General features: G+C 39.7%; 30 protein-coding genes and 1 pseudogene. 11 read left to right on the top strand and 20 right to left on the bottom strand.

Annotated features, from left to right (window positions below; genetic code table 11):
• Positions 1-127: 127 nt before the first annotated feature.
• Positions 128-736: an IS30 family transposase gene (locus ACVBD2_RS03385; protein WP_461686120.1), complete on the bottom strand. Its 609-nt coding sequence runs from the start codon at positions 734-736 to the stop codon at positions 128-130.
• A gap of 302 nt (positions 737-1,038) precedes the next feature.
• On the opposite strand from ACVBD2_RS03385, the gene ACVBD2_RS03380 reads away from it, so the two are divergent.
• Positions 1,039-2,315 (top strand): ISL3 family transposase gene (locus ACVBD2_RS03380; protein ID WP_461686119.1). Its coding sequence is split into 2 segments (ribosomal slippage): positions 1,039-1,549 and positions 1,549-2,315, totalling 1,278 coding nucleotides; the frame shifts between segments, so codons are not numbered across the junction.
• 35 nt (positions 2,316-2,350) lie between these two features.
• Here ACVBD2_RS03380 and der read toward each other — a convergent pair.
• Genes der through nrdR form a run of 5 tightly spaced genes read right to left on the bottom strand, consistent with a single transcriptional unit; the run spans position 2,351 to position 6,919 of the window.
• On the bottom strand, positions 2,351-3,661 hold the full coding sequence (gene der / locus ACVBD2_RS03375) for a ribosome biogenesis GTPase Der (RefSeq protein WP_461686118.1): 1,311 nt from the start codon (positions 3,659-3,661) through the stop codon (positions 2,351-2,353).
• Positions 3,662-3,674: 13 nt separating this feature from the next.
• Positions 3,675-4,388 carry an NADPH-dependent oxidoreductase gene (locus ACVBD2_RS03370; protein ID WP_461686117.1) on the bottom strand — a complete coding sequence of 238 codons (714 nt, stop codon included), beginning with the start codon at positions 4,386-4,388 and terminating at the stop codon, positions 3,675-3,677.
• Positions 4,385-5,281, bottom strand: coding sequence for a primosomal protein DnaI (gene dnaI, locus ACVBD2_RS03365; RefSeq protein WP_007521157.1), 897 nt, complete (start codon positions 5,279-5,281; stop codon positions 4,385-4,387). The genes ACVBD2_RS03370 and dnaI overlap by 4 nt, the downstream gene beginning before the upstream one ends.
• Positions 5,282-6,445 carry a replication initiation and membrane attachment family protein gene (locus ACVBD2_RS03360; protein ID WP_461686116.1) on the bottom strand — a complete coding sequence of 388 codons (1,164 nt, stop codon included), beginning with the start codon at positions 6,443-6,445 and terminating at the stop codon, positions 5,282-5,284.
• Positions 6,446-6,919: a transcriptional regulator NrdR gene (nrdR, locus tag ACVBD2_RS03355; protein ID WP_001203676.1), complete on the bottom strand. Its 474-nt coding sequence runs from the start codon at positions 6,917-6,919 to the stop codon at positions 6,446-6,448. It abuts the gene before it with no gap.
• A gap of 140 nt (positions 6,920-7,059) precedes the next feature.
• On the opposite strand from nrdR, the gene ACVBD2_RS03350 reads away from it, so the two are divergent.
• From ACVBD2_RS03350 to ACVBD2_RS03340, 3 genes are read left to right on the top strand one after another with little or no spacing between them, the layout of a single operon-like run.
• Positions 7,060-7,425: a GntR family transcriptional regulator gene (locus ACVBD2_RS03350; protein WP_461686115.1), complete on the top strand. Its 366-nt coding sequence runs from the start codon at positions 7,060-7,062 to the stop codon at positions 7,423-7,425.
• 4 nt (positions 7,426-7,429) lie between these two features.
• Positions 7,430-8,125, top strand: coding sequence for an ABC transporter ATP-binding protein (locus ACVBD2_RS03345; protein WP_084946298.1), 696 nt, complete (start codon positions 7,430-7,432; stop codon positions 8,123-8,125).
• Between the two features lie 15 nt (positions 8,126-8,140).
• Complete coding sequence (locus tag ACVBD2_RS03340) at positions 8,141-8,875, top strand: hypothetical protein (protein ID WP_000498778.1); 735 nt, start codon at positions 8,141-8,143, stop codon at positions 8,873-8,875.
• 31 nt (positions 8,876-8,906) lie between these two features.
• Here ACVBD2_RS03340 and ACVBD2_RS03335 read toward each other — a convergent pair whose 3' ends face one another.
• Both ACVBD2_RS03335 and ACVBD2_RS03330 read right to left on the bottom strand, forming a co-directional pair.
• Positions 8,907-9,602, bottom strand: coding sequence for an LrgB family protein (locus ACVBD2_RS03335; protein ID WP_001288938.1), 696 nt, complete (start codon positions 9,600-9,602; stop codon positions 8,907-8,909).
• Positions 9,599-9,973 (bottom strand): CidA/LrgA family protein, encoded by a 375-nt coding sequence (locus ACVBD2_RS03330; protein WP_000781325.1) that lies wholly within the window; start codon positions 9,971-9,973, stop codon positions 9,599-9,601. The genes ACVBD2_RS03335 and ACVBD2_RS03330 overlap by 4 nt, the downstream gene beginning before the upstream one ends.
• Positions 9,974-10,169: 196 nt before the next feature.
• Here ACVBD2_RS03330 and ACVBD2_RS03325 point away from each other — a divergent pair, with 196 nt between their 5' ends.
• The 7 genes from ACVBD2_RS03325 (at position 10,170) to queF (ending at position 13,717) form a co-directional block, all read left to right on the top strand.
• The gene (locus tag ACVBD2_RS03325; protein WP_000221653.1) at positions 10,170-10,550 is read left to right on the top strand and encodes a MarR family winged helix-turn-helix transcriptional regulator; all 381 of its coding nucleotides are present in this window, start codon (positions 10,170-10,172) and stop codon (positions 10,548-10,550) included.
• Between the two features lie 98 nt (positions 10,551-10,648).
• A complete protein-coding gene (locus ACVBD2_RS03320) occupies positions 10,649-10,870 on the top strand; it encodes a DUF4649 family protein (protein ID WP_000570264.1) in 222 nt (73 codons plus the stop codon).
• A 15-nt stretch (positions 10,871-10,885) separates the two neighbouring features.
• Positions 10,886-11,200: a thioredoxin gene (gene trxA, locus ACVBD2_RS03315; RefSeq protein ID WP_001029577.1), complete on the top strand. Its 315-nt coding sequence runs from the start codon at positions 10,886-10,888 to the stop codon at positions 11,198-11,200.
• Between the two features lie 202 nt (positions 11,201-11,402).
• Positions 11,403-12,056, top strand: coding sequence for a 7-cyano-7-deazaguanine synthase QueC (queC, locus tag ACVBD2_RS03310; protein ID WP_461686114.1), 654 nt, complete (start codon positions 11,403-11,405; stop codon positions 12,054-12,056).
• Positions 12,056-12,499 carry a 6-carboxytetrahydropterin synthase QueD gene (gene queD, locus ACVBD2_RS03305; RefSeq protein ID WP_461686113.1) on the top strand — a complete coding sequence of 148 codons (444 nt, stop codon included), beginning with the start codon at positions 12,056-12,058 and terminating at the stop codon, positions 12,497-12,499. Before queC ends, queD begins: the two co-directional genes overlap by 1 nt.
• A complete protein-coding gene (gene queE, locus ACVBD2_RS03300) occupies positions 12,492-13,208 on the top strand; it encodes a 7-carboxy-7-deazaguanine synthase QueE (protein ID WP_461686112.1) in 717 nt (238 codons plus the stop codon). The genes queD and queE overlap by 8 nt, the downstream gene beginning before the upstream one ends.
• A 17-nt stretch (positions 13,209-13,225) precedes the next feature.
• Positions 13,226-13,717 carry a preQ(1) synthase gene (gene queF, locus ACVBD2_RS03295; RefSeq protein WP_461686111.1) on the top strand — a complete coding sequence of 164 codons (492 nt, stop codon included), beginning with the start codon at positions 13,226-13,228 and terminating at the stop codon, positions 13,715-13,717.
• Positions 13,718-13,879: 162 nt separating this feature from the next.
• On the opposite strand, the gene ACVBD2_RS03290 is transcribed toward queF, so the two are convergent.
• The 12 genes and pseudogenes from ACVBD2_RS03290 to ACVBD2_RS03235 all read right to left on the bottom strand — a co-directional run bounded on the left by ACVBD2_RS03290 (position 13,880) and on the right by ACVBD2_RS03235 (position 26,772).
• The gene (locus ACVBD2_RS03290; protein ID WP_461686110.1) at positions 13,880-14,548 is read right to left on the bottom strand and encodes an MIP/aquaporin family protein; all 669 of its coding nucleotides are present in this window, start codon (positions 14,546-14,548) and stop codon (positions 13,880-13,882) included.
• A 109-nt stretch (positions 14,549-14,657) separates the two neighbouring features.
• Positions 14,658-15,449: a DUF2785 domain-containing protein gene (locus ACVBD2_RS03285; protein WP_125415382.1), complete on the bottom strand. Its 792-nt coding sequence runs from the start codon at positions 15,447-15,449 to the stop codon at positions 14,658-14,660.
• A 121-nt stretch (positions 15,450-15,570) separates the two neighbouring features.
• Positions 15,571-17,367, bottom strand: a complete 1,797-nt coding sequence (pepF, locus tag ACVBD2_RS03280) for an oligoendopeptidase F (RefSeq protein ID WP_461686109.1) — start codon at positions 17,365-17,367, stop codon at positions 15,571-15,573.
• A 10-nt stretch (positions 17,368-17,377) separates the two neighbouring features.
• Positions 17,378-18,121: a 16S rRNA (uracil(1498)-N(3))-methyltransferase gene (locus ACVBD2_RS03275; protein ID WP_461686108.1), complete on the bottom strand. Its 744-nt coding sequence runs from the start codon at positions 18,119-18,121 to the stop codon at positions 17,378-17,380.
• Between the two features lies 1 nt (position 18,122).
• Positions 18,123-19,073 (bottom strand): 50S ribosomal protein L11 methyltransferase, encoded by a 951-nt coding sequence (gene prmA / locus ACVBD2_RS03270; RefSeq protein WP_461686107.1) that lies wholly within the window; start codon positions 19,071-19,073, stop codon positions 18,123-18,125.
• Positions 19,074-19,085: 12 nt separating this feature from the next.
• Positions 19,086-20,102: an AbiH family protein gene (locus ACVBD2_RS03265; protein WP_461686106.1), complete on the bottom strand. Its 1,017-nt coding sequence runs from the start codon at positions 20,100-20,102 to the stop codon at positions 19,086-19,088.
• A gap of 50 nt (positions 20,103-20,152) precedes the next feature.
• Positions 20,153-22,336 (bottom strand): S8 family peptidase, encoded by a 2,184-nt coding sequence (locus ACVBD2_RS03260; RefSeq protein WP_125415399.1) that lies wholly within the window; start codon positions 22,334-22,336, stop codon positions 20,153-20,155.
• Between the two features lie 61 nt (positions 22,337-22,397).
• On the bottom strand, positions 22,398-23,432 hold the full coding sequence (locus tag ACVBD2_RS03255; RefSeq protein WP_461686105.1) for an ATP-binding protein: 1,035 nt from the start codon (positions 23,430-23,432) through the stop codon (positions 22,398-22,400).
• Between the two features lie 116 nt (positions 23,433-23,548).
• Positions 23,549-23,698: pseudogene (locus tag ACVBD2_RS03250) on the bottom strand (NUDIX hydrolase); the annotation flags it as partial.
• 242 nt (positions 23,699-23,940) lie between these two features.
• Entirely contained in the window at positions 23,941-25,530 is a 1,590-nt protein-coding gene (locus ACVBD2_RS03245; protein WP_461686104.1) for an exonuclease SbcC, read from the bottom strand.
• 303 nt (positions 25,531-25,833) lie between these two features.
• Positions 25,834-26,256: an ATP-binding protein gene (locus ACVBD2_RS03240; RefSeq protein WP_260469916.1), complete on the bottom strand. Its 423-nt coding sequence runs from the start codon at positions 26,254-26,256 to the stop codon at positions 25,834-25,836.
• Between the two features lie 45 nt (positions 26,257-26,301).
• Positions 26,302-26,772 (bottom strand): DUF3013 family protein, encoded by a 471-nt coding sequence (locus ACVBD2_RS03235; protein ID WP_461686103.1) that lies wholly within the window; start codon positions 26,770-26,772, stop codon positions 26,302-26,304.
• Positions 26,773-26,853 lie beyond the last annotated feature (81 nt).

Below are 26,853 nucleotides of genomic sequence, written 5' to 3'. Positions count from 1 at the left end.
ATCTCCTTTATATTTTTTAGGCAAACGTTTTACGAAAACGTTTGCCTTTGGTTATGTATTAATTATACCACTTTTATTTTTTTTGTAAAGGCTTTTATAAAAAAATTTTTCCGTTTTTCTTAAATTTTTATACAAGGCTAAATTTCAAGTTCAAGTTAGCCAGCAAGCAGTCTTCTCTGGGAGACTTGTAGTCCAAGCATTTTTTAGGATAGTTGTTGATCCAATTTTCGATGAAAGCGACTTCTTTAGGAGGCGTTTTCTTAGTTCCCTTAGGCAACCATCTACGAATGAGCCTGTTGTGATTCTCATTGGTTCCACTTTCCCAAGAGGCATAGGGGTGTGCATAGTAGATATGTTCCTTAGAAAACACATCAGACAAGCGGTTGAATTCGGCTCCATTATCTGCCGTGATGGAAAGAATCTTGTGTTGTCTTAAGATGAGTTTTAGAGCCTGATTGACAGACTCAGCGATTTTATTTGGAATTAATCGAATGATTTGGTGTCTGCTCCTTTGATTCGTCAAGGCCAGTAGACAGTAGTTTTTCGCTTTGAAACGTCCCTTTCCAATACATTGTAGGACTGTACCACTCTTGATTTCATTGTGGATGGTCTGAGGAGCTTTTCCAAGTAGAGAGGCGATTTCTCTATTTGATTTTCCTTCATTTTTCCATCGTTCGATTAAGCGACGGCTATGGATTGTCAAGTGTTTAGCTTTTGTAGTATAATTGATTTGCATCTCTGTGCCTTTCTTGTGTTTGTGGTGAACAACAAGTATAACACAGAGGTGTTTTCTTATGCCTATAACTAGATTTCATTTAACAACATAGACTAGTTGAACCAGCTCATTTTTAGGAAAGTTGGCTGGCTAACTTCATTATAGAACTTTCAATTTTTATACAAGCGCTAAAAGAAAAAGCTCTATAATATTTGTAGTGGGTAAATCCCCTATAGATCTTATGGAGCCTATTTTGTTCTAGAAAAAAAGTCCCATAAGATTTATAATGAAAAGCGACTAAACAACTCATTAGAAAGAATCATATGGAACCATTACATTTTATCACAAAATTACTAGACATTAAAGCCCCTAATATCCAAATTATGGATGTTATTAATAGAGATACCCTCAAGGAAATCACCGCTAAACTGGACTACGACGCCCCATCTTGTCCTGATTGTGGAAGTCAAATGAAAAAATATGACTTTCAAAAACCGTCTAAAATTCCTTACCTTGAAACAACTGGTATGCCTACTAGAATTCTTCTGAAAAAGCGTCGTTTCAAGTGCTATCATTGTTTGAAAATGTTGTTCGCTGAGACTTCTCTCGTCAAGAAAAATCACCAAATTCCTCATATTATCAATCAAAAGATTGCTCAAAAGTTGATTGAAAAGACTTCTATGACCGATATCGCTCACCAGCTTTCCATTTCAACTTCAACTGTCATTCGCAAGCTCAATGACTCTCACTTTAAACATGACTTTAGCCGACTTCCAGAGATTATGTCTTGGGATGTTGAAACAGTCAGGGGAGTGACTGTTTCAATCGGGAGATGAAGATGAGCTTTATTGCGCAAGATTTTGACAAGCTTAATATCATCACCGTTCTTGAAGGCAGGACACAAGCTGTCATCCGAAATCACTTTCTTCGCTACGATAGAGTCGTTCGCTGTCAGGTGAAAATCATTACAATGGATATGTTTAGCCCTTACTATAACTTGGCTAAACAGCTTTTTCCATGTGCTAGAATCGTTCTAGATCGTTTTCACATTGTACAACATCTTAGCCGTGCTATAAGCCGTATTCGTGTCCAAATGATGAATCAATTCGATCGAAAATCCCATGAATACAAGGCTATCAAGCGCTACTGGAAACTCATCCAGCAAGATAGTCGTAAACTCAGCGATAAGCGATTTTATCGTCCTACTTTTTGCATGTACTTAACGAATAAAGAGATTCTAGACAAGCTTTTGAGCTATTCAGAAGACTTGAAACACCACTATAATCTCTATCAGCTCTTGCTTTTTCACTTTCAGAATAAGGAACCCGAGAAATTTTTCGGACTTATTGAGGACAATCTGAAGCAGGTTCATCCTCTTTTTCAGACTGTCTTTAAAACCTTCCTCAAGGATAAAGAAAAGATCGTCAACACTCTCCAATTACCCTATTCCAACGCAAAATTGGAAGCGACTAATAATCTCATTAAACTTATCAAACGAAATGCCTTTGGTTTTCGAAACTTTGAAAACTTCAATAAAAGAATTTTCATCGCTCTCAACATCAAAAAAGAAAGGATGAAATTCGTCCTTTCTCGATCTTAGCTGACTTCAACCCACTACAGTTGACAAAGAGCCGTTTATTTCCGTTTTCTTGCAATCAAGTGAATCGGTGTTCCCTCAAAGACAAAGGCCTTGCGGATTTGATTTTCCAAGAAACGCAAGTAAGAGAAGTGCATGAGTTCTTCTTCATTGACAAAGATGACAAAGGTTGGTGGCTTGGTTGCCACTTGAGTCGCGTAGAAAATCTTGAGGCGTTTTCCTTTGTCTGTCGGTGTTGGGTTGATAGCAATGGCATCCATAATCACATCGTTCAAGACAGCTGATGGGATACGGGTGTTTTGACTTTCACTAATTTGCTTGATCATCTCAGGCAGTTTGTGGAGTCGTTGCTTGGTAAGAGCCGACACAAAGATAATCGGTGCGTAAGGCAGGTATTGGAACTGCTCACGGATATCTTCTTCCCATTTCTTCATGGTGTGGTTGTCTTTCTCAAGAGTATCCCACTTATTGACCACGATAATCATCCCTTTACCTGCTTCGTGGGCAAAACCTGCGATACGCTTGTCGTACTCACGAATACCTTCTTCGGCATTGAGGACCATCAAGACTACGTCAGAACGGTCAATGGCACGCATGGCACGCATAACAGAGTATTTCTCCGTATTTTCATAGACTTTACCAGACTTACGCATACCAGCTGTATCAATCATGGTAAACTCTTGGCCATCCGCATCTGTAAAATGGGTATCAATGGCATCACGCGTTGTTCCAGCTACTGGACTAGCAATCACACGATCTTCTCCCAAGATAGCATTGATCAAACTTGATTTTCCAACGTTTGGACGACCAATCAGGCTAAATTTAATGACATCTGGATTTTCATCTTCGACTTCATGTGGGAGATTTTCGACGATGGCGTCTAACACATCCCCTGTACCAATACCGTGGACAGACGAAATTGGCAGAGGTTCACCCAAGCCCAGAGCATAGAAATCATAGATATCATTTCGCATTTCAGGGTTATCAACCTTGTTAACCGCTAGGATAACGGGTTTATGGGTTTTATAGAGTTTGCGAGCTACGTACTCGTCCGCATCTGTAATCCCTTCTTTCCCAGAAACTACAAAGACGATGACATCCGCTTCTTCCATAGCGATTTCTGCCTGGTGCTTGATTTGTTCCATAAAGGGAGCATCGACATCGTCAATCCCTCCCGTATCAATCATACTAAAGGAACGATTGAGCCACTCACCCGTTGCATAGATACGGTCACGTGTCACGCCCTCGACATCTTCTACGATTGAGATCCGCTCACCAGCGATCCGATTAAATAGGGTTGATTTCCCAACATTGGGACGTCCCACAATGGCAATAGTTGGTAAGGCCATGTTTTCTCACTTTCTACAATAACTTTTTCTGTTCTAGATTCTTCCGAGTTGAACGAGGTTCGGCTTGACCAAACTGCTCTGCCAAACGTTGACTCCAAGAGGTCGTCGCACGCGCACCAGCATAGTCTGCCTGAACTATGTCATAGTCCAAAATCGCTTCAACTGGCTGTTCTTGGTATTCTTCTTCAAAAACCACTTGGTTCAAAGGCAGTCTTGGTTTGACCTCGTGTTGTTGATTTGGCACGCCAAGGGCAATCCCAAAAACTGGGTAGGTATAGTCAGGCAAGTTAAAAAGCTCTGCCACTTCTTCTGACTTGTAACGGACTAAGCCGATGATAACACCACCATATCCCAGACTCTCTGCTGCAAGCAAGGTATTTTGCCCTGCAAGCGCAGCGTCCACAGACGTGATAAGGAGACCTTCCACTCCTTGAGGTTGGAAACTGTCCGTATGAAGGCTTGCTCCCTTTTCAGCTCGGTTCAAGTCACCGACAAAAAGCAAAAAGGCTGCTGACTGGCGAATGGCTTCCTGAGGAACCAGTTCGTATAAGGCATCTTTCTTCTCTTGACTGCGCACAAGAATCACAGAGTAGGATTGGAAATTTTTCCAAGATGACGCCATTTGTCCAGCAGTCAAAATCTCGTCCAAGTCTGCTTGAGGAATCTCTTGCTCCTTAAAACGACGAACTGAAGTATGGGCTTTCATCAGTTTAATGGTTTCTGTCATCGGCGATTTTCTCCTTCTAGTCTCGTTTCCTCTGCTAAATAACGGATTCGTTCCATGACCCGTCTAGCTTCCCAAGTCTCGTCATTTCCATTCTTTCCTTTGGCAAAATGTTTTTCCAAATCTTGGAAATTAAAGTTGGAAGTAAAGAAGGTCGGCAAATCTTCCTGCATGCGGTACTGAAGAATGACTTGAAGAATCTCATCACGCACCCAAGGGGTCGACTGTTCTGCACCAATATCATCCAAGACTAAGACCTCTGCTAACTTGATGTCATCCACCAAGGTCTTCACAGAACCTTCACCGATGGCATTTTTCACATCAATGACAAAACTTGGATAGTGGAGAATAGTCGTTGAGGCACCACGTTTTTCAGATAAGTCGTGAGCTAATGCCGCCATCATGAAACTCTTACCAACACCAAAATCTCCGTAAAGATAGAGGCCCTTTCGGATGCTTGGGTAAAGGTCAACAAAGGAATAGAGTCTCTCAAAAATCGGCAAGCGTCCTAGATCATCCAGGTCAATCTGAGCCAACTTCGCTTTCTTGAGACTGGCTGGTAGATTGATCAACTTAAGACGATTCTTAATTGCAGCCTCTTTTTCTGCCGCGATTAGTTCTGGTGTTTCTTCATAAGACACATCCGCATAACCGTGATTCATGACCAAGATAGGCTTGTAGCCACGCGCTATATAGTCCGCATCCCCACGAAGAAACTTGTCCCGTTCTGTGATATATTGATTGAACTTGGAGATGCTACGATTTAACTCCTCTTGGCTGAGGGATTCTTTCTGGATAAAAGCCGCTACATCTGGGTCTTTCATAATCTGCTGGACTAGGTCCTGATACTGAAAACGACTTGTCTGACGTTTGATAACGTCACCAACACTTTCCATCTAGTCTCCTCCTTCTTCTAATCGGGCTAACATTTCTTGTTTTTTACGTTCTAGTTCCAGACGAGTCTCCTCACTGGTTTGATTTTTATATTCTGGATTGCTCCACTTGGGAACATTTGTCTTAGTCGAGCTAGTTTTCGATTTTTGGTCTTCCTGGCCTTTTTGCTGACGTTCTCGAATCCGAAGCACAGCCTCTTCTGCTGTTCGAATTTTTTGGTAAGCATAGTCATTGGCAACCTTCATGGCATATTTTTCATTGACATTAGCCGAATCAACCTTGTTAAAGGTTAGAAGCAAGACGATATTAATGACTTCGTCTAACAAACCTACAGACGCCATCTGGTGAAGGAGTGCCCGTTCGCTCTGGGTGATGTTCCCCTTACGCGTTTGCTTGATTTCCGCTAGAAACTGAAGGGGAGTTTTGTTTTTGGCTTCCCTGATAATGGTCATTTCTTTGGGACTAAAGTCAGAAGAAACCTGCTTTTGCGCTATCTTTTCACGCATTCGTTTGACTGAGATGGCTTGAGCCACCGCTGTCGCCTTGGCTAATTGATAGGTTTCAAACCAGGTCCATTTTTTTTCATCTGCGATGGCAAACAATTCCAGAACATCCGCCTGCTCGTTTTCAAAACGCAAGCCATCTCGAGCCATCAGGCGCTGAAAATGTTCCAAGTCAAAATCATTTTTCACCCTGTTTTTTGACTCGCTTGGTGTCACTTCTTCAGTCAGGGTTGGAAAGACTTGACTCAAAGAAACAGAGAGTGCTTCTCCCTCACTTGGAGCCTGCTTCATGGCAGAAACAGCTGTATCACCTATCTTTTTCTCCAAAAGTCTACTATAGACAGAATGACTTAGAAATTCCTGACTTGAAAGGGGAGAATGAAGCTGCAATTCATAGACTTCCCCCTTCTGGTAGAGAGTCAACAAATCCACAGCAGATAAGATTTTAAAAGACTGGAGGAGCGTATTCATCCCGAAGTTCAAATGATTAAGAATGTTAGCAAAAAGGTGTTCCTTTTGCCCACCATCCCAAAAGGTAATGGCATATAGATAGAGGCTCAGCGCCTCCTGACCGATAATCGGGAGGTAGCACTGCACCAGAGAAGAGGTATCTTGCGACACCCGATTATTCTTTAGAAAAGAAAAACGGTCATTTGGTTTCATCTATTTTTCCTTTTTCTTTTTAGAGGACTGGGTGATTTGCTGGAGCAGACTCTCCAACTCACTCACATCCTTAAAACTACGATAAACACTGGCAAAACGAACATAGGTAATCTCATCCAGCTCCGCCAATTCTTCCATGACTAAAGAACCAATATATTCACTTTGGATCTCATTCTCACTGCGACTACGGAGTTTTTGCTCGATGCGATTGACCACCATGCCGATTTCATCACTTGAAACAGGACGTTTCTGGGCTGAGCGGATAATCCCATTAAAGATTTTATCTCTCGAAAACTGCTCTCGCGTACCGTCTTTTTTGACGACAACCAGCGTTCTTTCTTCTACTCGTTCATAGGTTGTAAAACGATGCTGACACTCGTCGCACTCGCGTCTTCGGCGGATGGTATTTCCTTCTTCGGCTTGTCGACTATCAACAACACTAGACTTGGTAGCCCCACATTTTGGACAACGCATGCATTTCCCTCCTTGTCGTTTTCTTTTCATTATACCATTTTTTGAGCAATTCCCAAAACAATTCTTATTTTTACTTGACAAGTTTTTTGTTTTATTGTATTATTTAATTAGAACAAGAAAGACAAAGAAAGGAGACTATGATGTCCTGGTCATTTGATAATACAAAACCGATTTATTTACAGATTATGGAAAAAATCAAACTACAGATTGTTTCCCATGAGCTGGAACCCAACCAACAGCTCCCTACCGTGAGAGATTTGGCGAGCGAGGCTGGGGTCAATCCTAATACCATTCAGCGCGCCTTGTCTGACCTCGAACGTGAAGGATTTGTATACAGCAAGCGGACAACTGGTCGATTTGTCACCGAGGATTTGGACCTCATCCTTCAGTCCCGCAAACAACTTTCCGAGGAGCAACTGAAAAACTTTGTAACGGGCATGCTTCAATTCGGCTATCAAAAAGAAGAACTGCCAAGTGTGCTTAGCGAATACATCAAAGGAGTGTAAAATTATGACATTACTAGCATTTGAAAATGTATCCAAATCCTATGGGGCTACGGCAGCCCTTAACAATGTTTCCCTTGAGATTCCCGCTGGAAAAATCGTCGGGCTTCTCGGTCCAAACGGATCTGGAAAAACAACCCTGATCAAGCTGATCAACGGACTTCTCCAACCAGATCAAGGCCGTGTCCTCATTAACAACATGGACCCAAGTCCTGCTACCAAAGCCATTGTCTCTTATCTACCAGACACGACTTATCTGAATGAACAGATGAAAATCAAAGAAGCACTGACCTACTTTAAAACTTTCTACCAAGATTTCAATCTTGAGCGGGCTCAGCATCTTTTAGCAGATCTTGGCATTGATGAAAACAGTCGCCTCAAGAAATTGTCAAAAGGAAACAAGGAAAAGGTTCAGCTTATCCTGGTTATGAGCCGTGAAGCTCGTCTCTACGTGCTCGACGAACCGATTGGTGGTGTGGATCCAGCTGCCCGTGACTATATCTTGAACACCATCATCAACAACTACTCACCAACTTCAACTGTTTTGATTTCTACCCACTTGATTTCAGATATTGAGCCGATCTTGGACGAAATCATCTTCCTAAATAACGGAAAAGTCGTCCGTCAAGGAAATGTTGATGATATTCGTTATGAGTCAGGTGAGTCGATTGACCAGCTCTTCCGCCAGGAGTTCAAAGCTTAGTTAAAGGAGATTATTATGTTTTGGAATTTAGTTCGTTATGAATTTAAAAATGTTAACAAATGGTATCTAGCTCTCTACGGTGCTGTGCTTGCAATTTCGGTTTTGATTGGTGCATCCATTTCTGGCATTAGTCAGACCTACACTAGCTATGGTAATGATCCCTACTATCTGTTAGGCTTTCTGATCTTAGTTTTTGGTGGGCTCAGCGTTACTCTCTGGATCGCGACTATCTTTCTAATCGTTCGACGCTTCAAGGGAAGTGTCTACGATCGTCAGGGCTATCTTACATTGACTCTGCCCGTCTCTGAACACCAGATCATCACCGCCAAATTACTGGGTGCTCTCATTTGGTCAATCATAAGCTATATTGTATTTATCTTGAGTATCATTATTATCTTCTCACTCACCCCTGTAGTGAAAGATTTGCCGCTCCTCTATCGATTTATCTCTCCTTATCTCGGTTACGGTTGGCTCTATGCCCTCTCTCTTCTGGTGGGTTCAATTACTTGGATTTTATCTATTTACCTTTGCATCTCAATTGGTCAACTATTTAACGAGTATCGTACCGCTATGGGAATTTTAGCCTATATCGTGCTTAACATCGTGATTGGCTATATTTCTATCTTCTTCCGAATGGATTATGATTTTAACCTCCTAATTAGCGTTGATATCCTCAAAGATTTCATTCTAGCAATTATCTACTACCTCGGAACCTACTATATCTTGAAAAATAAGGTTAACTTGCAATAAAAAATGCCCAGCTAGAAAGCTGGGTTTTTCTTTAACTCAATATCAAACTGGCTACAATGGGGCTGACAAAAACATAGAGAATACCAGTGACACCGATAGCCAAGCCACCCATGGCGCCTGCTACAGAGCCATATCGAAAGGCGGTTCCCGTTCCGACTGCGTGGCCTGTTCCTCCAAGGGAAAGCCCGACTGCTACCGGATCATCAATTTTCAACCACTTCAAAAGGGTTGGTCCAATCACACTGGTCAAAATCCCAGTGGCCACTACGACGACCAAGGTCACAGTCGTCAAACCTTGCAATTTTTCTGTGATTCCCACTGCCATGGCGGTTGTCACTGACTTGGGAAAGAGAGAAATGGCTAGGAAAAAGTCCATGCCAAAGATTTTGGCCACTATGGCAGTGAAGCTAGTATTGACAACTACTGCTAGCAGACTACCAAAGAGAATACTCCGAGCATGGTGCTTCATCAGGTGAAAACTTTTATAAAGCGGAATCCCTAGAGCCACTGTCGATGGGACTATCAAGTTATTCAGATAAACCCCACCTTGGTAGTAATCTTGGTAAGAAATACCCGTCGCCTTAAGAAGGATGATAATAAAAATTGCTGACAAAAGCAAAGGTGTTGTCAAAGGATGGGGAAAACGTCTGTAAATCAGCATTCCCACTAGATAAGCTAGGATAGATAATGCAATCCCAAACAGAGGATTGGATACAAATTCACTCATTTGGCATCTCCTTTCTCATAATCTCCCTCAAACCGTCTCTTGATGAACTGAACCACTAGGGCGATGAGGATAATGTTGATGACAGCCGCAAAAAAGACAATCAAGACAATGGGCAAGAGATAGGGGGCAATCACATCAAACTTTTCCATGATTCCCACTGCTGGTGGCAAAAAGAGAATGGTCATATTAGCCAGCAGAAAATTCCCCACCATATTGACATGCCTGGTCCTCAGCCACTTGAACTGCAGGGCCAGAAAGAGAATGATTAAGCCAATAATACTGCCTGGTATGGGCAGATGAAAGAAACTGGAGATTCCCTCACCGATTAGAGAAATCACAAAGAGAATCATTAATTGAACATATAACTTCATCTCAAACTCCTTGAAATAGAATTCTTGCATACCAGTTTACTCTTTTTTCAGAAAATTTCAAGGAAATATCGAAATTTTTCTTTCTTGCAAGGATTAGCTAAAAGTAGTATAATCATTGCATGCGCAATCATCTTATGTTACAAAGACAGTCAGCAATGATTTTGTGATTTTTACTTTGAAAAGAAAGGAGAAAGCAATGACCTACTTAGAAAAATGGTTTGACTACAACCGCCGTCAAAAGGAAATGGAAACTATGTTGGAAGAAACCATCGCCCAGCAGAGTGAACAAAGGCTGACCTTAAAAGAGTTTTACCTGCTCTACTATCTGAATCTAGCTAATGAAAAGTCCTTACGGCAGATTGACCTGCCAGATAAACTCCATCTCAGTCCGAGCGCTGTTTCTCGAATGGTGGCCCGACTAGAAGAGAAAAACTGCGGTTTGCTTAGTCGCCGATGTTGCGATCAGGATAGACGGGCTAGTTTTATCTGCCTGACTGACGAGGGACAGACAACTCTGGCTTATCTACAAAAGGTCATCGAAGAAAGACTGGAAATGAATCTTGACTTCATTTCTTAATCAGATTTTTTTAAAAAAGTTGCGTGCGCAATCATTTTTCTTGACATTCCTCTGTTCAAGGAGTACAATAAAGTCAAGATCGAATAAAGGAGTTTTATATGATCGAAATTACCTACCTAGACGCCAGCAAACAAGAGAGAACCATGACTTTCGAGTCTTACCAAGACTTTGAACGTTCTCAACAAGCCTGCCTTATCGGCGTCGCGGATTACTACACTGTCCAAAAATTAACTTACAATGGTCATGACTTGGACTACCATGGGACTTATGGAGATGTCTTCTTCTATCTCATGAAACAAGATTTAAGCCAATATAACTAAAAAAGGAGAAATACTATGGCAAAAGCAATTACAGATGCAACATTTGAACAAGAGACAAAAGACGGTTTGGTCTTGGTAGACTTCTGGGCAACTTGGTGTGGTCCATGTCGCATGCAAGGTCCAATCTTGGATAAATTGTCTGAAGAACTTTCAGAAGATATCTTGAAAATCGTTAAAATGGACGTTGATGAAAATCCAAACACAGCTCGTGCTTTTGGAATCATGTCTATTCCAACCCTTCTCTTCAAGAAAGACGGCCAAGTGGTGAAACAAGTTGCTGGAGTACATACTGCAGAACAAATCAAGGCCATCGTTGCTGAATTGAGCTAATCACACTAGAGACCAAGTGCTTTATTTGGTCTCTTTTTTCTTACCCTTTGCCATTTTTCAAAAAATATGCTAGACTGTAGGTAGAATATTACGATGTTTGGGACATGCCATCGCTAAAAAAAACCTCTACTTGGTATTTTTTAGCTCCCCTCAAGGGAGCTTTTTGCGTGCTCTGAACATGTCCCATTTTAGAAGGAGTACTATGAAACGTCAATCAGCCTTGGTCGTCTTTAGTGGCGGTCAAGATTCCACAACCTGCCTCTTTTGGGCTAAAAAACACTATGAAACAGTCGAAGCTGTCACCTTTGCCTACGGCCAACGCCATCATCTCGAAATTCAAGTTGCTAGAGAAATCGCTAAGGAACAAGGCATTCGTCATCACATCTTGGATATGTCTCTACTGGGACAAATCACTGAAAATGCCTTGACTTCTGATCTGGAAATCGAGCAAAAAGAGGGAGAGATTCCCAATACCTTTGTTGACGGTCGCAACCACCTCTTTCTGTCCTTTGCGGCAGTTCTTGCCAAGCAACGAGGTATTAAAGATATCGTGACAGGTGTCTGCGAGACAGACTTCTCAGGCTACCCTGATTGTCGAGATGTCTTTGTCAAATCCCTTAATGTTACTCTCAACCTTGCCATGGATTACGACTTTGTTATCCAAACACCTCTCATGTGGCTGGACAAGGCTGAAACTTGGGAATTAGCCGACCAACTCGGTGCCTTTGAGTATGTTCGTGAAAAGACCTTGACCTGCTACAACGGAATTATTGGAAGTGGCTGTGGAGATTGCCCAGCCTGCCACCTACGTCAGCATGGCCTTGATGTTTATCTCTCACAGAAAGGAGAGGGCTAATGTTTTTTGCTCCCAAAGAAATCAAACAGGAAACTGGGGAATCTCTTGTCTACAATCCTTACAGAACCTTGGTATCAAAAGAGTTTACTTTCGACGCTGCCCACCACCTCTTTCACTATGAAGGAAAATGCAAGTCCTTGCACGGCCACACTTATCATCTGCAGATTGCTGTTAGTGGATTTTTAGATGAACGTGGCATGACCTACGATTTCGGAGATATCAAAGCTATCTACAAGAACTTCTTAGAACCCCACTTGGATCATCGCTATCTCAATGAAACCCTGCCTTATATGAACACGACTGCTGAAAATATGGTTTACTGGATTTTCCAAACCATGAGTCAAGAGTTGCCAGACGAGCGCGGTCTCCGTTTGGAATACGTTCGCCTCTATGAAACTCCGACTGCCTTTGCAGAGTTTAGACGGGAGTGGTTAGATGACTAGGGAACGTGTCCTCAAACTACCAGTTCTGGAAATTTTTGGCCCAACCTTTCAAGGTGAAGGTCGTGCTATCGGGCAGAAAACCATGTTTGTCCGTACTGCTGGTTGCGACTACCACTGCGACTGGTGCGACTCCGCCTTTACTTGGGATGGTTCTGAAAAGCCAACTCGCATGACCGCTGATGAAGTCATTGCTGCCTTAGATAAGCTAGGAAGCTACGACTACGTTACCCTATCTGGCGGAAATCCTGCTATCCTAGCAGCCAACATGGCTCAACTCATCACCAAGCTCAAAGAACGTGGTGTCACTCTGGCTGTTGAGACCCAAGGTTCCCGCTGGCAAAATTGGTTAAAAGACATCGACCAAGTCACTCTGAGTCCCAAACCTCCTTCCTCTAAGATGGAAGTCAACTTTGAGACCTTGGACTTTATCGTTTCCCAATTGGATCCAGACAAGGTCACCTTTAAAATTCCTGTCTTTGACGATGCCGATTTGGCCTTTGCTAAAGGGATTCAAGAACGTTACCAACCAGATGTTCTTTTCTTATCAGCAGGAAATCCTGAGCCCAAGGCTACAGGTAATATTGTCCAAGATCAACTAGACCGCCTCAAAGAACTCTGGGAACGCATCGCTGCTGACGATAGCTGGGGCAATGTCCGCGTCCTTCCTCAACTTCATACCCTCCTCTACGACAACCAACGTGGTGTTTAAATTAGAAAGAAAAAATCATGTCACAACAAGAAGAAATGAAAAACCTTAGCCTACTAGGCAATAAAGAAACCAACTACATTTTTGACTATCAACCAGAAGTCCTCGAGTCTTTTGACAATCGTCATGTGGAAAATGACTATTTTATCAAATTCAACTGTCCTGAATTTACCTCACTGTGCCCAATCACTGCTCAGCCAGACTTCGCGACGATTTATATTTCCTACATTCCTGACAAGCTCTGTGTTGAGTCAAAATCCCTCAAACTCTACCTCTTTAGCTACCGAAATCATGGGGATTTCCACGAAAACTGTATTAACACCATCGGAAAAGACTTGGTCAACTTGCTAGACCCTCGCTATTTAGAGGTCTGGGGAAAATTCACTCCACGTGGGGGCATTTCAATCGACCCTTACTACAACTACGGTAGACCTGAAACCAAGTATGAAGGTTTGGCAGAACAACGCCTCTTCCAACATGACCTCTACCCAGAGAAAATTGACAACCGCTAAACTCATACTCAATGAAAATCAAAGAGCAAACTAGGAAGCTAGCCGCAGGCTGTACTTGAGTACGGCAAGGTGAAGCTGACGTGGTTTGAAGAGATTTTCGAAGAGTATAGTACGAAAAAGCCCTGTTCCTCAAAATGAGGAGCAAGGCTTTTTGAGTTTCAATTATTCTTCTGTTCCAAGAAAGTTTTTCGCAACAAGAGCTGCAAGAATACCACCAACGATTGGCGCAAGGATGAAAATCCATACTTGTTGAAGGGCTGCGCCACCTACCAAGACGGCTGGTGCCAAGCTACGAGCTGGGTTTACTGAAAGTCCAGTGATGTTCAAGCCTACAAGGATCAAGGCTGTCAATGACAAACCAATGACCAAACCAGCAATCGCGCCATTTCCCTTGCTTGCTGAAGTCACGGTCATGATAACCAAGACAAACAAAAAAGTTGCGATGACTTCAAACAAGAAACCACCAAAGACAGTTACACCGTTTGCCAAGGCATTTTCGCCAAGACTAGCAGTCGACATACCTGAGTTAGACAAGAGGAAGAATACTGCAGCTGACGCAAGGAAAGCTCCAACTACTTGTCCAAGGATGTAGTTTACAAGCTCAGAAGATGACAAACGTTTGTTTACAAACATAGCGATAGAAACAGCTGGATTCAAGTGAGCACCTGAAACAGTTCCAATTGAGTAAGCTGCAACCACAATTGCTAAACCAAAGGCAAAAGCAATTCCAAGGTGTCCAAGGCCATCAAGACCATTTCCAAAAACAACAGCTCCTGTTCCGATGAACACAAGCATAAATGTACCGATTAATTCAGCAACAAATTTTTTCATGATAAGTCTCCTTTTTTCAAACTATGTATTAGTCTATCAGAAGAAGGAAAGGGTTTCAAGAAAATTGACTGGAAAGTTTTTTGAAAATCATAAAATGACCAGCTAATCTCTAGTATTGAAAAGATTGAATGGCTTCTTTCAAGGCATCTTGTAAAAAGTTTTTCTGATCAAGTTTGACATAGACTTCCAACAGACAGGATCTGAAGTTGGAAAATTTATGGAAATCATTTGCTTCTTTCAGGGGAAATTCGACTGTTTGCAGCCAAGCAGTGAGGAGAGACGGTTCGATTTTCCCTCGTAATATTGGTTCATAAAACGCTCTGGCTAACCGCCAATCTTCATCATTTGTAAAACGAATCTCAACACGTTTAAAGATTTTCCCAATGATTTCAAATGCTTCGGCTATATTTGACTTTGGAAAGCTAGGATGACATATAACTTCCGTCAAGAGATCAGCCCCATGCGCAAATGCGTGGATCCAACCAAACTGAGGAGAGTAGCCCGTCGTCTCTTTTTCCTTTGTAAGATAGTACAATCCTTGATTTAGCATGGTAGACCTGATAGGAGAAGGCAACTGCTGGTAATAAAGTGATTCCTTAGCACCATCGCAAGACAGTAGATTGGCATAAATAAGTGCCCTAAAAGAACGTTTAAGAGCCGAAACTCCTCTACTATCAATCTCTTTGTATAGACCTTCATCAGATGAGACCTCTTCTGCGATAAACTGAAACTGCTCAACAGTAAACAGTTCTTCTTGAATCCCTCTAGCCAAACTCGTAAAAACAAGTTCGTCTCGAATTTCTGGAGAGGGATCTCCCAAGTGCTCAAGCAACCACTGAATTTCTTCTCGGCTATAGCTTGGTTTTTCTTCTGTCACTTTTCTTTGTAATACTTGATACATCCCTAGTACCTCTGGATTTCTATTAGCTTATCAAAAAGTCATCCGTAGATGACTTTCTGTTCATTAAACTTCGAATTCAGTACGTACTCTATAGTAGGTTTAATTCTGACATCCTGTTTCTTTACTCTCCCAACTGGGCACTGTAGGCGATAATCTGGTCAACTGTGTCTGACAAGAACTGAATGGTATCACGGAGTGGTTTGTCTGTTGAAATATCAGCACCGATAATCATGGCTGACTCAAGCGGTGTCTTGCTACCACCTGATTTAAGGAGATTGAGCCAGTCTCTAGCTCCAGTTTCTGAATGTTTCAGATGGAGATAGCCAGCTGTCGAGATGACAAGACCAGCAGAGTAAGTGTAACTATACAAGCCCATGTAATAGTGAGCTTGTCGCATCCAAGTCAAGGCCGCATCGTCGTCAATTTCAATAGCATCTCCCCAGAAATCTGTCAAAACTTCCTTCATAATGCTGTTGAGCTTGCTTGCTCCAAAGGTCTCCCCTTCTTCAATCAATGTATAAACCTTGCGCTGGAAGGCTGCTTCCAAGAGGTGGGTGATGAAATTATGGAAGTAGGTGTCTGTCAAGCGGTGGGCAAGGGCAAAACGTTTTTGACGCGGATCGTCAGACTGGTGCTCCAAGTAGTCACTGAGAAGCAATTCATTGAAGGTTGATGGCGCTTCAACATAGTAGGTCGACATATGAGCATTGAAGTAACTTTGGTGATTATCTGAAAAGATAAATTGACCAGAATGCCCAATTTCATGAATCAAGGTATAGACATCGCTCAAACGGCCTGTCCAGCTCATGAAGACATAAGGGTGCACGCGATATGGATCCGCCGCATACCCGCCAGAATCCTTGCCACTATTAGCAGCAAAGTCCACCCAGCGTTCTTCTTGATAGCGCGCAACTTCCTGACAATATTCTTGCCCCAAAGGTTCTACTGACTTCATGACCAAATCATAGGCATCGTCAATAGTCACTTCAGGATTGAGGGCACTGTCCAAGTCTAGCTTCCAGTCTGCAAAAGTCATCTTTTCAAGACCATTAACCTTGGCAACATGCTTGAGGTATCTCTGAGCAACTGGCGCAAAGTCCTTCATGATGAGGTCAATCTGGCGGTCAAACATGGCACGGTCCACTTCTTGCTCAGCTAGGAGATAATCAAAGACTGAGTCATAACCTTTCATATCTGCCAACAATTTCTCAGACTTGACCTGAGCAAGATAGGCTGCCGCAGCTGTATTTTGGTGCCTACGGAGTCCCTCTGAGAAGGAGCGGAAAGATTTCTCACGAACCTCAGCGTCCTCGTGGTTTTGGTAGAAATTTTCATAGGTCACAAAGCTGTTTTTGTAGGTCTTGCCATGGGCTTCAAAATCAGCCATTTCAAAATCTCCAGCTCGCATCTTAGTATAGATATCCTGTGGACTATAGAAAACTTCACCCAGATTGGTCAAGGTCTTCTCCACATCTGCCCCTAGATAGTGGGCTTTTTTGATTTTGGCCTGACGAATGGCTGCCGTCAAGTGAGGCAGTTCAGCCAAACGGTCCAAAACTTCTTCGTCTGCTACCACCAAGGCGTCGTCAAAGAAGGTCAAGGCTACACTGGCATCTGTCTCAAAGTCCATCCCAGCTTGGGCAATATTAGCAAACTCTTCATTGCTATAGTCTGTCGTCTGAGGCATAAAGGCGTAATTGCCGATATGGCTCATCTGAATGTAGATTTGTTCCAATTCCGCAAAGGCCTTTTCAAAGTCCTCAAATGTATGAAGATTACCCTTGTAGTCACGGCTAAATTGGTTGATGTCTTCGCGAGCTTTCTCGATTGCACGCAAGAAATCCTCACGGTCTCGGTATAGGGCAGTTAGGTCCCAAAGTTCCTTTTCTGGAAATTCTGAACGGTGTTTTTGTTCCATTTTCTTCCTCTTATTTCTCTAATTCTACTAAAACACTAAGGGCTGATAAGGCGTAAAGTGGGGCTGTTTCTGCTCGCAAGATGCGAGGACCAAGTCCTGCCAAGACGGCTCCTTTAGCTTCAAAACTCTCAATTTCTGCTGGTGAGAGACCGCCTTCTGGACCAAAAATAAAGAGCAGTTTGGCTCCTTTTTCAAGACCAGCAACTACTTGTAAGAGCGCAGCGGCTTCTCCTTCTTTAGCGGACTCTTCGTAGGCTACGATGATAGAGTCAAACTGATCAAGCTGGGCTAGAAAATCTGCTTTTTTCTCGAAAAGTTGGATACTTGGAATCAGATTACGCTTGCTTTGCTCGGCTGCTCCAAGGGCAATTTTTTCTAGTTTTTCAACCTTTTTACCCAATTTCTTGCCATCCCACTTAGCAACTGACCAATCTGCAGGAAAGGCCCAGATTTGGCTGGCACCAAGTTCGGTTACTTTTTGAGTAATAAACTCCAGCTTGTCTCCCTTGGGAAAGCCTGATGCAATGGTCACATGAACTGGCAGTTCCACATTCTCAGCCAATTCTTCAACCAATTCAAACTGACGATTTTCCACATCTAGCACGCGCGCCAAACGTTTAATGCCATCATCAAAGACTAAGGTTACCTCATCCTCTTCTTTCAGGCGCATAACCTGAAACATATGCTTGCTGGTTTCCTTATCCTCAATGGCGACAGGAGAGATTGCACTGCCCTTGACAAAATACTGCTGCATGCTAGCCTCCAATCACACCTGAAATATCCTTGGTTTTCTTAAAGACACAGGCATTCCATTCCCCTTGAATCATGTGGGTTTCAAGGAAAAATCCAGCTGACTCAGCCGACTCGCGCACCATGTCCCACTTGTCCTTAATAATGCCACTCATGATAAGGTAGCCTTCATCCTTGACCAAGCGATAAGCATCGTCCGTCAGATGAATGAGAATATCCGCTAAGATATTAGCCACAATCACATCTGCCTCAATCTCTACCCCATTGAGCAAATCACCTGGCGCTACATGGATGTTTTCCATACCAGGGTTGAGCTCAATATTTTCCTGAGCGACACGAACTGCCACATCATCTAGGTCATAGGCAAAAATTTCTTTAGCACCAAGCAGCGAGCTGGCAATGGAAAGGACACCTGAACCAGTTCCCACATCGAGCACCGTTTCGCCGCCACGAAGAACCTGCTCCAAGGCGAAGAGGCTCATCTTAGTGGTTGGATGCGTCCCAGTCCCAAAAGCCATCCCAGGATCCAGCTTGATAATCTTTTCTCCATCAGTCGCCTCATAGTCCGTCCAAGACGGCACGATGGTCAAATCATGAGTGATACGAGCTGGTTCGTAGTATTTCTTCCAGTTGTCTGCCCAGTCTTCCTCAGCCAAGGCAGTCGTGCCCATCTTGACATCTCCCAAATCCATAAAATTGGTTAATTCTGCCAGACGAGCCTGCAAGTTCGCCTCGACCTCTGCCACATCAACCGTTTCAGGGTAGTATGCTGTTACCACGATTTCTTCTTGCTGCTCAACCTCAGGGAAAATCTCACCAAAGCGATCCACATTCCCCACATAGTCCATGCTGTCTTCAATCGCAACACCTTGGGCGCCCAACTCAATCAAGAGGTTGGAAACCAATTCCTCCCCCTCACGCTTCACTGTAACTTTTAACTCTTGCCATGTTTCCATTTTGTACTGTGCTTACCTTTCCATCAGGTTAAAAATAGTCTTTCCAATAACAACAATAAGATTATCTCTTAATTTCTTCTCTAACTCTAAATCAATACCACTATTCTGTATGAATTTATCTTCTACCTTTCTGTATAAACGTTTCACCCTAGTGGGGTTTCCTGGATCAAAATTTGGTACATAATGATAAATTATGACAGGAACAGAACTACTGATTGATCGTTCAGCGATTTGACTCCAGATATACCTATCAGTCTCTCCCAAAGAAACCCCATAGAGAATAATAATATCAGAGTTTTTTATAATATCACTATTTTTAACATCCATATTTTCTCTATAGTTTTTCAAAACTAAACTTTTTATTAGAGATTCCTTTTGTTCTTCTTCTAAACTATTTGAAATTTGTGTTTCATCACTAACCCCTAAAACCATGCAAACATCCACCGTCCCATGTGCATGAATTGGTGGCTCAATATAAAAATTATAAAGATTAGCTCGTAATTGATTCCTGAATGATTTTGCTGACTCATTATATAATTTATCGATAACATTTGTGTAATTAAGAGTTAATATATTCACAATATCGTGTTGATATAGATTTTCATTATATTTTTTATTGATAGCAGGTTGATTAATTACAGGGAGAGAGGTTATCATATCATCTAGAGTGCTTATAAAGTCAATTGCATTACCTTTCTCAAGATTTTTTTCTTGTTGTATGCGTAGATGTTCTCTTAAATCATCAACTACTTCACTAAAATCATCTATAAACTTCTCCTTCATTTCTATACTTGAGAAGATGAGGTCGTTATCTTTTGTCAATTTACCAATTGACAATTCAAAATCTGACCAATTTTCATAATCATTTACTTTATCAGAAAATAGAGACTCATAAATGAAATTTGAATATCCTTCTTTCTTTTTCCTTTCCATATAAACTTTATGTTGAAAATCATAGAAATCCTTGTATTTTGTTTTTAAACCATATTGTAAATCCAAACCATTTCCGACGATATAGGTGATATTCATATCTTTGCCCTCTTGTATTCCTAATATCTAAAATAAGGTTAAAATATCCACTATTCAAATTCAATTTCTTCATTTAAACTATTAAAGAGATCTACTTGAGCTTCAACTTGTAATCTATTAACTAGCCAACCTCTTAATTCAGCTTGCTGAATAAAATCTTCAATACGATTAACCCCATTTAATTCTTTTAATGTAACTACTACACCAAAACGTACTCCTTGTCCATCACCACTTTTCAAACGTTCGATTGTTTTAATGCTCATCCCCCACTGAGGATTAGATGGATTTAAAATTGCTTTAGCTCTCTTTCTAGAAGTAAACGACTCTCCAATATGCTTGACATTATCCCATTTCCTAAATATATTTCTAGCTGCGTTTTCTCTCACATATCCTGGGGTATCTTCGGCATGCTGGTTGTCTTTATTTATCGATTCGATACCGTCTGACTTTAACCTACCAAAAGTAATCTGCATCTCAGTATTTGTATAATCAACCCCTTGATTTCTTGAGCAGTTAGGGAAATAACACATTGTTGCCTTAGCTACATATGGATAACTCTCACTAGAAATAGGTACTGGAAAATCATAATTATAGGTATCATAAGCCCTAGAGATATCTGACACAATAAATTTAATTTCATCATCAGGTGTAGATAAAATATCATCCATTTTTATTGGAACAATACCATTTCCTATCAAAGATAAATCAGTGAATGTTTTCTTATCATTCCAGGGTATTGCTGCATCAATTAGCAAAGCCTTTGCTTCTTCTCGGCTAAGTCCCATAATATGAATGAGATAGGCCATTTTCCTTGCAATAAAAGGTGCCGCAAAACTTGTTCCAGCTACACGACCTAATCCTAGAGGTTCACAAACATTTATAAAGCCACCATTTCCCCCTCCATAATATGACACATCTGGTTTAACAAAGAATGATAAAACAATACCCTCTCGTGAATATGACACTGATTGATTATTAAAATCAACAGAATTTACTATTATAGAATTAAGTGAATCAGCAGGAGCACCTATTCTTTTACGTTTCCCATTTATTACTGAAGCATTTGTCCCAGCTATAATAAAAATTACATCATTCTCAAATTGAATTTCGTCTAATAAAGCTCCCTCTGCAGAGATAAAATTTTCTCTTATTTCATCATTGGACCCTAAAGAAAGATTCCAAACCTTAATATCAGAATTCTGAGAAACAATCTCTTTTATCTGTTTTATGATTGTAAATGAATTAAATCCACTTTGTAGTGACACACCAAAATGCCTTACTCTAAAATTCCCACAACCATCATCCAGATTAGGGTTCAAATTGGCTCCATCAACGATTAAAGAAGTCACAGCTGTCCCATGCTTGTAATCTTGGCTATCTTTTCTAATATCAGGTGAGACAAAATCATGATATTCTACCCACTCATTAAAGTAAACTCTTTTGTCAAATAAGGTATCAATAACGCCAACAACTGGTTCGTTCATTGGAGATGGAAGATTTATTTTTAAATCATTATTATCTAAAGAAAAATCATCTACAGATAACTTAGAAAAATCTTCCACAATCATGGAGACAAGATAGGGAGCTTTTGATAGTAGCAATTCAATATTTTTTTCATCAAGCAAGACCGTGGTCTGATTCATAATATTAGCTTCTGAAATATCAATATTTAATTTATTCAGTAATCTAAAAATGTCTGTATGGACATCATAAAATGTCACGATAGAATTTTGAATATCAGAAACAGTAGTGTGCTCAACCCCAAAATTCTCAATAAAGCAAGAATCTCTCAAATACTGTTGAAATTTGCTTTTTGAAATACCATACTCCGAAAAATTTATAGAAGCAAACGTTGATGAATCAGAGAACATCTCACATGTTATCGCTCTATCAAAATGTTCCTCAAAAACTTCAATTATCTTACTTAAAACGGTTATTGTTTTATTAAGAGTATCTCTAGAAATATAATGAGTAACAATATGTTTTGTCTTCTCCTCATTGAATTTTGCTCCCACAATGGTATCATTAGGGAATGGATTCCCTCCTCCTACATTGAAATAGCCATTAATACGGTTACTTTTGGCAACAATTCGATTATAGTAAATACTGATCAAAATACCATCGATAATGTTATTTTTCTCCCAATATGTTTTCGTTTCTTCTAATGAAAAATGAAGATACTTCAAATGTTCCAATGTAATTATTGCTTTTTTGGGTATAGTTATTGGTCCCATACCATTATTTCTTGATTTTTGTGTAAAACTTTTTCCACGTAATGTCAATAATGTATTCATGTCAACCCTCGCTTAATTCTCGTGATACACTACTCTTAGAAACACCTGTCAAAATCTCAATTTCTCTAACAGTAAAACCTAGCTTCGATAATTTAGAAATAGATAAATTTCTACCATTATGCAAACTTCTTAGCAGGCGTTTTTGATAATCATGCGGATCTGATGGATCACTAAATGCCAATGACGTTCTTATTGAGTTTCTCAAATCACCAGGATTCGGTATTACATTGGCACTATTGATAATTTTTTTAAATAATTTTAAATCTCTAGCTACATTCTTAAATTGCTTTAATAACTCATTTAAAATAATAGTAGCTACTTCTACTTTATCTTCATCAGTATAACGGTCAAAGTCAATTATGGCATCGAATCTTCTCGTAACTGCTTTATCAAGATTTTCAAAAAGATTTGTTGTTGCAATTAATACAATTTCTGGTGACAGCCTATCCAACTCCTTTAAAAAGGCAGAAGTCACTCGTCCCATTTCTCTCAAATCATTCTGATTAACCCTATCCAGTACTATGGAATCAATTTCATCAAATAGGATGATATAATTTTGTTTGAAAGGAAGATTATTGATTTCATTAAAAAGAGTTGCTAAGTTTTTGACTGTTTGCCCCAGCTTACTATCTACTAAGTGACTGAAATCTACTACAAGTAATTCCTTGCCAATAAGTCTAGCCACCTGCTTTACACTTTCAGTTTTCCCAGTGCCTGGAGATCCCACAAATAAAAATTTATTTATTCCAATATGATGATTGACAGCGTTTATTATTCCTTTTAAATCATTCATAATTGAAAGAGGCAATGGGAGAGGACCAATATCTAGTTTAGCAGGAGTCAAATACTCACTAGGATTCTCTATTTGTGGCATGAATCTATCACTTTGGGACATTAACCCCATAATATATTGTGCTAATTGTGTATCACCATGTTTATTGAAGTTCCGAGCAATTGCTATGGATTGATTTCTAAATTCTGTCTCTCTGCCCTCATAATGATACTTTATTAAATCAAGAACATCTGATTTTTTCATGATTCATTCCTCCTTACACAAATAATACTATATTCTTGGGACGAAATCAACTATTTTGGGACAAAATTAAAAGAATAACCTTGAAAGGATATTCTTTTAATGCAATACTATATCAGATTTTCCCTGACACTCTTTCCACCACCTGGCAACTCCCACATATTGGGCCAAGGAATGCTGGACTTATCATCCCGCAAGATAGTTAAAATCCTATCCCCACAAAAGAGGGCAATCTTACAGCCTGTAAAATCAGTAATTTCGATTTCCATGTTAGACTCCTTCAGCTAATGCCTTCTCCAGCTCCTCTAACCAGTTTGCATATTAGCGTTTCTCGTCTCTCACCGCCCTACTGTTATTTGTTTTCTGTTTGACAAACTAAATTGTCTAGTATTTTCATGATAAAAATTCATTCGAATAACTTTCATTAGTCTTGGGAAGATTAAATATTGCTAAGGAGATATAACGATCTTTAATAACATAACAATATAAATCAATGATTTAACCAAGATGTTTACCTGTTGGCTCTATATTTCATATCACTAAGCCATCTTTTTATTTCTTTTTTACAGACCTCAAAAATTTTATCTTTGAGGTCTGTATTATCTTTTTCGAAACATCCTTTCCATAAATTTTCATCTTCTACTTCGTAAACTAGGATATTTTGATTACTCAATTCTTTTTTAAATTCTGTGAGATAAGATGGTTTGTGAGAATGTAGACCAATATAACCTAAGTATGGATATAGTATAATTTCATCAAAATCAGTCACAGTTACAATAATACCATTTCGTAGTGGCTGGTGATTTGGATTAGCATTCTCCGAATAATCGTGTGGATAGAATAAAATGACACCAACCACGTTCTCTCTTTTTACGATATTTCGTGCATCATCAACTCCTTGAGAAGGATCATAAAATTCCTCTGCAAAACGATAAGTTCTTCCATCATATATACCTTTCTTTCCTGGTTCAGATAATTGCAACAAGATATTTTTGAACTTTTCATCATCAATACCCAATTTTTTTAGATAATCTGAGAATTCTATATCAAAGTAGTAAAATTCCTCAGTTTGAGAGTCTATATGATTAGTTTTTAAAAAAGCAGTCTCATCTGAAAGTATCGTTGGTTTTGAAGCTATTTGCCGCAAAAATTCGCTAATATAGGATTTCTTATTATTAAACTCAGTCAGTGATTTAGTATGTCCATACCGACTTCGACTATCCTCGAGAGTAAAAGAGTAATCAAAAGATTGTGTCGTTAATTGATCTATTATTTTACGCAGTATAAACTTGATTTTTAAAGAATGCAAGTCATTATTATTAAAAAAACTATTCTCAAACTGTTCATATTCTTCTTTAGATAATTCCCCGACAAAATCTAGTAAGTCAATTAACTCCCAATAAAATTTCAATATCATCGGCTTATAAAGTTCATTTATACCTTTATAAAGAGTAGAATTCATAAACTTATAAAGTTCAAATCCCTTGGAAAAATAAATTCCTTTCTCATTTTTTCTACCATAATTTAACTCCCTATTATTCATTCTATTCACGAAATAGGAATCTAGAATAGTAATAAAATTATAACTTAGGGGTAGCCCTTTATTATTAATCCTGTGAATATAATCCAAAATACCTAAATCAGGAACAACAATGATATTAGGCTCAGAAATATAATCTGATTTTTCCAATAATGATATAGCGGTGGCTATATCTGTAATGAGCAATGTCGAAACATTACAATCAAAGAATAACCTTTTATCTTTATCAATCAAATCAATAATTGTAGCTTTATTACATTTATCTAACTCATCTATAGAAAAAGTAATACTAAAGTATTCAGACATGTTTTTTAAAAGTCGTAGTAGCTGACGCTCTTTTAATTCCTCAGTAACAATACTTTTTAATTCCCGAGACAACTCTTCATTATTACTTGAAGAAATTTTCCCTCTTAATTGTATTCCTGATTTTATCATTCCTATATCAGCACTTAAATCAATAGATGAATTGGCTGATATATCTGAAGTAGTTGATTCTAAATATCTTTTTGTATTTGTTATTTCTACATCAAAATATTGCAGTTGTTGGTGAGAAATAAGCAAGAATTCCTCTAATTTTATTAGCTCGCTCGCTTTTCTTTCAAAATATTCAACTTTTTGATACAGTTCGTCAATGTTTTTTCTAAAATTTAAAATATCTACTCTATTTTTTTTGTGGCAGAAACCATTTACTGTTTTGGAATTTATGCTGTTTGTTTAAAAGATTAAACTGTTCAAATAAATTACTAGTTTGATTTGATAACTTGTTACATAAATTATAAATATTTGAAGTATTCTCGAAATTTTTCCCAATTTCTTGCAGTCTTCTATGTATTGTTGAAAAATTTTCTCTTATTTTATCCTGTTCTAACAAATCGTACTTTTTTCTTTTTCCTCAGCATTATACTCTAAAGTCGGATAATACCTTCTATAATTATTAACAAAATCACCAATATCACGTTCAATATCCTCCATTCTTTTGGAAATAGCATTAGGAATTTGCATTAAAATTTCTCTATGAAAATCTTTATTACCACTGAAAAAAGACACATTCACTACAAGAATTTCTTTGTCATCTTTATCACAACTATACTTTTTATCAAATTCCAAAGAAATATTTTTCAGACTTGATTTTCCTGATCCTCTGTTACCACATAAGACAAAAAGCCCTTTCTCTTCTCTGTATATAGCCTGCAACTGCTCTACTATTTCTCGTTCTGTCGGCAATAATGAAAAATAGTCTCTAGCATCTCGGCTATAAGCACCAATATATTTTTTTTTCGCTGTCAAGATTTACCCCCCTTTACATTTACTCAAATCAAGCTTGTCTTCTTCCTAATACCTCGGATAAGGATAAAACTCTCCCTCTTCCAAGCCAACCTTCCCTTCTTCAAAGACTTCTTGGTTCCATTCCATGACGAACTCTTCTGCTTCTGGGTCTTCCAAAAAGTCCATGAGCGCATCTAGCCCAACCTCGGCAGTGTCTTTGAGGAATAGCGCAAAATAGTTTAAAAATTCACGAGAAAATCCTTTCTTCGGCAGATAAGGAATGACAGTCAAATAGTCTTCTGCATTAACCGTTGATTTGGCAGGATTGTAGAAAAGAACTGCTTCTTCAAAAAGAATATCGTCTGATGACACCTCTCCATCCTCATCCAGCATCTCCACTCCCCCAGCATTTTGTGCTTCCAATAAAAAACTCACTTCAACTGCGTGGTTGCGCTTGTCCCAACTAATCTCAAAGTCAAAAGGAAAGTTCTTGTCCAATTCTTCCTCTAAAACATCTAAAAATCCGTATGTTGCCATTTTGTCCTCTTTCTATGCGACTCTTAAATCGCCCCGAATACTCGGAATTATGCTAAAATAGATACTACCATCTTACCACAT

This window comes from Streptococcus sp. KHUD_018, from assembly GCF_054861215.1.
The sequence above is the reverse complement of the archived record's forward strand: the minus strand, read 5'-3'. Positions and strand labels throughout refer to the sequence as shown.